This is a genomic window from Candidatus Aquicultor secundus (assembly GCF_002791875.1).
Taxonomy (GTDB): domain Bacteria; phylum Actinomycetota; class Aquicultoria; order Aquicultorales; family Aquicultoraceae; genus Aquicultor_A; species Aquicultor_A secundus.
Genome location: NZ_PFNG01000251.1, coordinates 1,221 through 7,198, shown reverse-complemented (window position 1 = coordinate 7,198; position 5,978 = coordinate 1,221). Strand labels below are relative to the sequence as shown.

Sequence of the window (5,978 nt, the reverse complement as noted above, 5' to 3'; positions counted from 1 at the left end):
GCGTGCGCCGAGAATTCCGCTCGGCTTAAAGAAAAGAACCAGCAGCAATATCAAAAACGCGATCGCATCTTTGTATCCCGAGTCGATTACGCCGACGCTTAAGGACTCCAGTACGCCCAACAGAAGACCGCCGACGACCGCTCCAAGCGGATTGTCCAGCCCGCCGAGAACCGCGCCTGCAAACCCTTTTAGACCGAGGAAACTCCCCACCGAGTAGCTTGTCATTGAAATAGGTGTGATAAGGATGCCCGCTACCGCACCAAACGCCGCGCTCATAGCAAACGAGAGCATGACGATGGACGAGGTATTTATCCCCATCAACTGCGCCGCCGATGGATTGATCGAGCAAGCCTTCATCGCTTTGCCGATAATCGAGCGTTTGTAGAACACTTGAAGCAGGATAACGGTAACCAGCAGTATACAGACCACCCAGATGGTTTGCGGGACCACCGATGCGCCGAGCACCGGTATTGGCTTGTCGCCGGTAAACGGCGGCAGCGTTTGCGGGTCGCGTCCCCATAGTATCATGGCCACGTTTTTAAAAAGGATCGAGGCGCCAACGGTTACTATGATCAGGGTAATTATGGACGAGTTGCGCAAAGGCCGTATTGCCAGACGTTCGAATATCACCCCAATTGCCGTAACGATCGCTATTGCGATAATAATTGCGAGTACCAGCGGAAGCCCGGCCGCCGTATAAAGGGATACGGTAATCAATCCCCCGAGCATTACAAATTCGCCTTGTGCGAAGTTTATGAGTTGCGTGGAGTTATATATTAACGTGAAGCCCAGCGCTATTAACGCATAAATGCTTCCGCTCGTTATTCCGCTTATTAGGTATTGCATGAATTGATCAAACTGCATCTAAGCCGCGATCACACCTTAAGTAACCAAGCCGATATGAGCTTGTTTGATGGTCGAAACGCCGGTTTTTTTGGCTATCCATAGGATACACGGTTTTGCAGGGTTGCGCTAGACTCAGCAATTTGCCTCACCTGCACGTTTAACCCCTTGCCGCCAATGAATAAAGGAGAGCGGGTAGTGAGCCCGCTCTCCTTGTTTGTTGGCATTGAGTTATTCATAGTAATCGGTTTCGTTACCGATACTTACTTCTTCTCGATCCACTTTCCGTCTTTAACCTCTACCATGATCATATCGGAGGAGGTGGTGCCGTCGTGGTTATCCGCACCGTAGGTAAAGATGCCGCTGATGCCGACAAAGTCTTTCGTCTTTTCGATCGCATCGCGTAGCTTCTCGTTGTTGCTTCCGGCCTCTTTGAGCGCATTCGCAAGGATATTTATTGCATCATATGCGTGGCCTGCGAACGAGTTCGGATTCTCGCCGTATTTTGCTTTGTAATCGGCCGTGAAGGTCTTGATCACATCCGCCTGATCACCTGTCGCCGAGCTTGGAACCAGGATCTTTCCGGCCGGGAAGACGATGCCTTCCGCTGCAGAGCCGGCAAGTGTAAGGAACGTCTTATTTGCTATGCCGTGACTGCCTATGTAAGGCATTTTCATGCCTAATGTTTTCATATTTTTGGCCGCAACAGCAGGGCCGGGGTTGGTACCCCATACTACAACGACGTCGGGTTTTGCGCCGTTAATCTTGGTTAACTGAGAGCTGACATCCGTATCATCTGTCTTATATGTTTCAGAAGCTACGACCTCAAGCCCGGCTTTTGGGGCCAGTTTCTTCAGCTCTGTCGAACCGCTCTGCCCGAAGGCGTTGGCATCGCTGAGGATAGCGAATTTCTTGATCTTCAATGTTTTGCTCATGTAATCGATTACCTTTTGCACCGCCACCGCGTCGCTCTGAGCCGTTCTGACGATCCACTCATTCGGCGCTTCGGTAATTTTAATTCCGGCGGCCATTGCGATCTGCGGTATTTTCGCCTCGGCTGTTTTTGGTTTCATAGCCAGGGTAGCAGGGCTGCCCGTACCACCTATAAGCGCGATAACATGTTCCTGGTCTATCAACTTGCTTGCAGCGATAACAGCGTTTGTCGCAACGCTCTGATCATCTTCAATCTTAAGGTCGATTTTATGACCGTTGATCCCGCCTGCCTTATTAATCTTATCTGCTTCCATTAAAAGCGTGTTTTTCTCCTGTACGCCAAGCGCTGCCGTCGGACCCGTGACCGATACTACCGCTCCAACAACATATGGCTCGTTAGACGCTTCCTTTGATGTGTCGCTCGAACCCGTGTTGGTTTGGGTCTTCTCAGTCTTAGCCGCCTGACATCCCAGCGCGAAAATCGCAAACGAGACGATCAGCAATGCTACAATCCATTTCTTCATCCGCTTACCTCCCATTAGATTACATGTTATAAATGTTACATATTGCAAGAAATACTATCCTTTCCCCCCTTTCACGTGTTGATTTCTACTTTCACATTCGAAGATTCTTGGATGTCATTCATATGTCCTGGTAATCCTACCTGTGTCTCCTCGTTACCTCTATTCGTAAGACTCGTCTTAGACGATAAAGGCGGGTTTGGATGTAAGATCGTATCCGATATCGAAAGCCCGTTTGTTTATGTCCACGGTTTTTGGCGGTACCCTGCGCTCGATGGCCGCATACCAGACGCCCCGATCGATCGGCATGAGCGCCGCCAGGCATCCCAGGAGAACTATGTTTGCCGCTTTCTTGCTGCCCGCTTCTTCTGCAAGGCTATCCGCATCCACCGCGAGAAGGTTGATACCTTTGCCGCGGATAAGTTCGTCTATGTTTTGCGGATAACGCGCCTTTCCAAGAAGCACGGGAAGGGGCTCTATCTTTTGGGTATTCATGATAAACACGCCGCCAGGCTTCAGGTAATCGCTCCATCTCAGGGCTTCGAGTTGTTCGAATGCAAGGATGTACTCGGCTTTCGCTTTATCGATGAGCGGAGAGAATACTTTGCTTCCAAATCGTACCATCGTGTTGACGCTGCCGCCGCGCTGGCTCATGCCGTGGATCTCCGACATTTTGACGTCATACTCGGCGCTCACCAGCACCTGTGATAAAACATCGGCCGCCAGGACGATCCCTTGTCCGCCTACTCCTACCAGTAATATATTCTTAACGTCGCTTATCACGCTTATCATATGCTCTCCATTATATTCCTGCGCCCCGGTCGACCTTTGCATACTCGACAACGGCATCCTTCTTGCATACCTGGACGCACACTTCACAGCCTGAGCATATCTCCGGATCGATTTGGGCACGTTTTTCTTTCCATGAAATTGCAGGGCACCCTAGCTTGACACAGGCCTTGCAGCCATTACATGCGCCTGTCACCATAAACGGCTTAGTATTAGGCCTCTCGACGAGCAGGCACGCTCTTCTAAATATGATTACCGATGGTTCGTCTTTTGCGGTTTCTTCTTTTATGGCTTCCTTTACGACTTTAAGATCATAAGGGTCGATTACTTTCACCGACTGTATGCCGGTCGCTCTTACTATCATTTCGAGATCAAGCGGGGGGCCGTCGTAGCCTTTTAGCGTTTTTCCGGTTCCCGGATGGTCCTGCCGGCCGGTCATTGCCGTCGTGCGGTTGTCGAGAATAATCACCGTTGTAAAGCCACGGTTGTAGACGGCATCGATAAGCGGTGTAATCCCTGAATGCACGAACGTCGAGTCTCCCAAGACTGCGACGACGTCTTTTCTGCCCGTCGCTTTCTGAAAACCGGTGGCGTTGCCAATGCTTGCGCCCATACAAATACAGGTATCCATCGCTTCGAGCGGCGGTAATACGCCAAGCGTGTAGCACCCGATATCGCCGGTTACTACCAATTTTAGTTTATTTAATGTATAGAGCACACCTCTGTGCGGACATCCCGGGCAGAGCATCGGCGGCCTGCCGGGCAACTCAATATCAAGCGCCTCCGATTCCTCTAAGGCGTCATCTTCTTTGTCCGCCAGAGACCCTCGTATTATATCGGGATTAAGTTCGCCAATTGCCGGAATAAACCTTTTGCCCGATACCGAAAGCCCCCATATCTTTATTTGTTCTTCGATAAACGGATCGAGTTCTTCGACAACGATCGCCTGCTCGACCTGCTCGATAAAATCAGTAATAAGTTTCCTTGGCAGCGGATAAGTCATGGTAAGTTTCAAAACCGATGCGTCGGGAAACGCCTCTTTTACATATTGGTATGAAACACCGCTGGTTATAAACCCGATATGGCGGTTTCCCCATTCAACGCGGTTTCCACGGAACTGCTCGGCAAACTCGGAGAGCGCGTTGAGCCGGTTCTCGACCACCTCGCGGCGACTCTTGGCATGCGCCGGAATCATCACATACTTCTGCGGATTTTTCTCGTATGTTTCCTCTTTCCTTACCCTCTCGACATCGACCTCGACAAGCGATTTCGAGTGGTTTACCCTCGTCGTCGTTCTCAGAATTACGGGGGTGTCGAATATCTCGCTTATATTAAATGCCTCATCGATCAACAATACCGCATCTTGGCTATCGCTCGGCTCAAGCATCGGAATTTTTGCGGCCTTAGCGTAATTACGGTTATCCTGCTCGTTCTGCGAGCTATGCATCCCCGGGTCGTCGGCCGAGACAATAACGAGCCCGCCGTTTACTCCCGTGTATGCGAGCGTAAACAGCGGGTCGGCTGCGACATTAAGCCCCACGTGCTTCATCGTAACCAAAGCCCTTGAGCCGGCCAACGATGCACCTATAGCGACTTCAAGCGCTACTTTCTCATTGGGCGCCCATGCAGCTTCTATCTCATCGTATTTCACAATAGTTTCTAGTATTTCGGTGCTCGGCGTGCCCGGATAACCCGTGGCCATAGTTACACCAGCGACATACGCTCCATGCGCTATCGCCTCATTACCCGATAACAGTACTTTCATTCAACTATCCTTCTGTGACCTCATTTACCGTGTAAAGCCCGGCAGGCTATTTATTATATTGTTATTATCCCCTCTCATTTCTATACCATTTGACAAGCTAAAAAGCAATCCAAAAGCAGGAGCCAGAATTTAGAATCGCGTTTAAAATCGGGATTATGGGAAACTTTAAAAGTTAAATACACATGAGTGGGGGTGATGTGATGGCTATGACGTATAATCTCGATAACGTTATCGATGGCCTGTCCTATCCCGCGTCAGGCAACGATATTATAAAAGCTCTCGAGGACAGGAACTTTCCTGAGGATTTCATGAACGAGTTCAAGCCGATGATCAAGGAAAAGAATTTCAATTCCGCAGATGATCTACATGGTTGGTTATCGGATAACTTGACGACGCATATGGCCGGCCTGCTTGGGGGCGCGACTGTTCACGACCTGATCACTCGCGCAAAGAAGACGGCATAACTTCCCCGTTATGCCGCTTAGGGATCGCCGGGATCGATAACCCCCTGCCGCAACAGGGGGTTATCTTCTATTTCATTATCAGTTTCAAAGCTCAAATTCTAATAATTCTAATACGTGATAAGAGAAAACACGTCTTGCCCTTCGAGCTTGGAGCGCCCGTTTAAGAAGCTGAGTTCGATTAAAAACGCTACTCCGACTATCGTTCCTCCAAGTTGCTCGACCAGCTTTACTTTTGCAGCAGCAGTACCGCCCGTCGCTATAACATCATCGACTACCAGGACACGCTCGCTCGGCTTTATTGCGTCCTCGTGCATTTCAAGAGAGTCGACGCCATACTCAAGCTCATATTCTGCGCTTAGTGTATTATATGGCAGTTTACCCGGCTTTCTCGCGGGAACAAATCCGCAACCGAGCCTATATGCCAGGGCGCTTGCCAGGATAAAGCCCCGTGCCTCTGCTCCAAGCACTATGTCGATGTTCTTGTCTTTGTAGTGATCGGCGATTGAGTCGATCGCGTACTTAAAACTCTCCTTATTTCCAAGAAGCGGTGTTATGTCGCGAAACATCACCCCTTCTTTGGGCCAGTCCGGTATGTCCCTCACATAAGTCTTTAGATCCACTCTTACCTCCTAGGAATTGGCATTCACATATAGGCTTACAAGC

General features: G+C 49.9%; 6 protein-coding genes. 1 reads left to right on the top strand and 5 read right to left on the bottom strand.

Annotated features, from left to right (window positions below):
• From COY37_RS10700 to iorA, 4 genes are all read right to left on the bottom strand, one after another.
• The coding region (locus COY37_RS10700) for a branched-chain amino acid ABC transporter permease (protein ID WP_286977548.1) at nt 1-864 on the bottom strand (864 nt) is incomplete at its 3' end.
• 242 nt (nt 865-1,106) lie between these two features.
• Nucleotides 1,107-2,300 carry an ABC transporter substrate-binding protein gene (locus tag COY37_RS10695; RefSeq protein ID WP_286678857.1) on the bottom strand — a complete coding sequence of 398 codons (1,194 nt, stop codon included), beginning with the start codon at nt 2,298-2,300 and terminating at the stop codon, nt 1,107-1,109.
• A gap of 177 nt (nt 2,301-2,477) precedes the next feature.
• Nucleotides 2,478-3,089, bottom strand: coding sequence for an indolepyruvate oxidoreductase subunit beta (locus tag COY37_RS10690; RefSeq protein WP_286678858.1), 612 nt, complete (start codon nt 3,087-3,089; stop codon nt 2,478-2,480).
• A 10-nt stretch (nt 3,090-3,099) separates the two neighbouring features.
• Entirely contained in the window at nt 3,100-4,851 is a 1,752-nt protein-coding gene (iorA, locus tag COY37_RS10685) for an indolepyruvate ferredoxin oxidoreductase subunit alpha (RefSeq protein WP_286678859.1), read from the bottom strand.
• A gap of 200 nt (nt 4,852-5,051) precedes the next feature.
• Here iorA and COY37_RS10680 point away from each other — a divergent pair, with 200 nt between their 5' ends.
• A complete protein-coding gene (locus COY37_RS10680; protein WP_286678860.1) occupies nt 5,052-5,315 on the top strand; it encodes a DUF2795 domain-containing protein in 264 nt (87 codons plus the stop codon).
• Between the two features lie 107 nt (nt 5,316-5,422).
• Here the strand turns inward: COY37_RS10680 and COY37_RS10675 are convergent, their stop codons facing one another.
• Nucleotides 5,423-5,935 carry an adenine phosphoribosyltransferase gene (locus COY37_RS10675; protein WP_286678861.1) on the bottom strand — a complete coding sequence of 171 codons (513 nt, stop codon included), beginning with the start codon at nt 5,933-5,935 and terminating at the stop codon, nt 5,423-5,425.
• Nucleotides 5,936-5,978 lie beyond the last annotated feature (43 nt).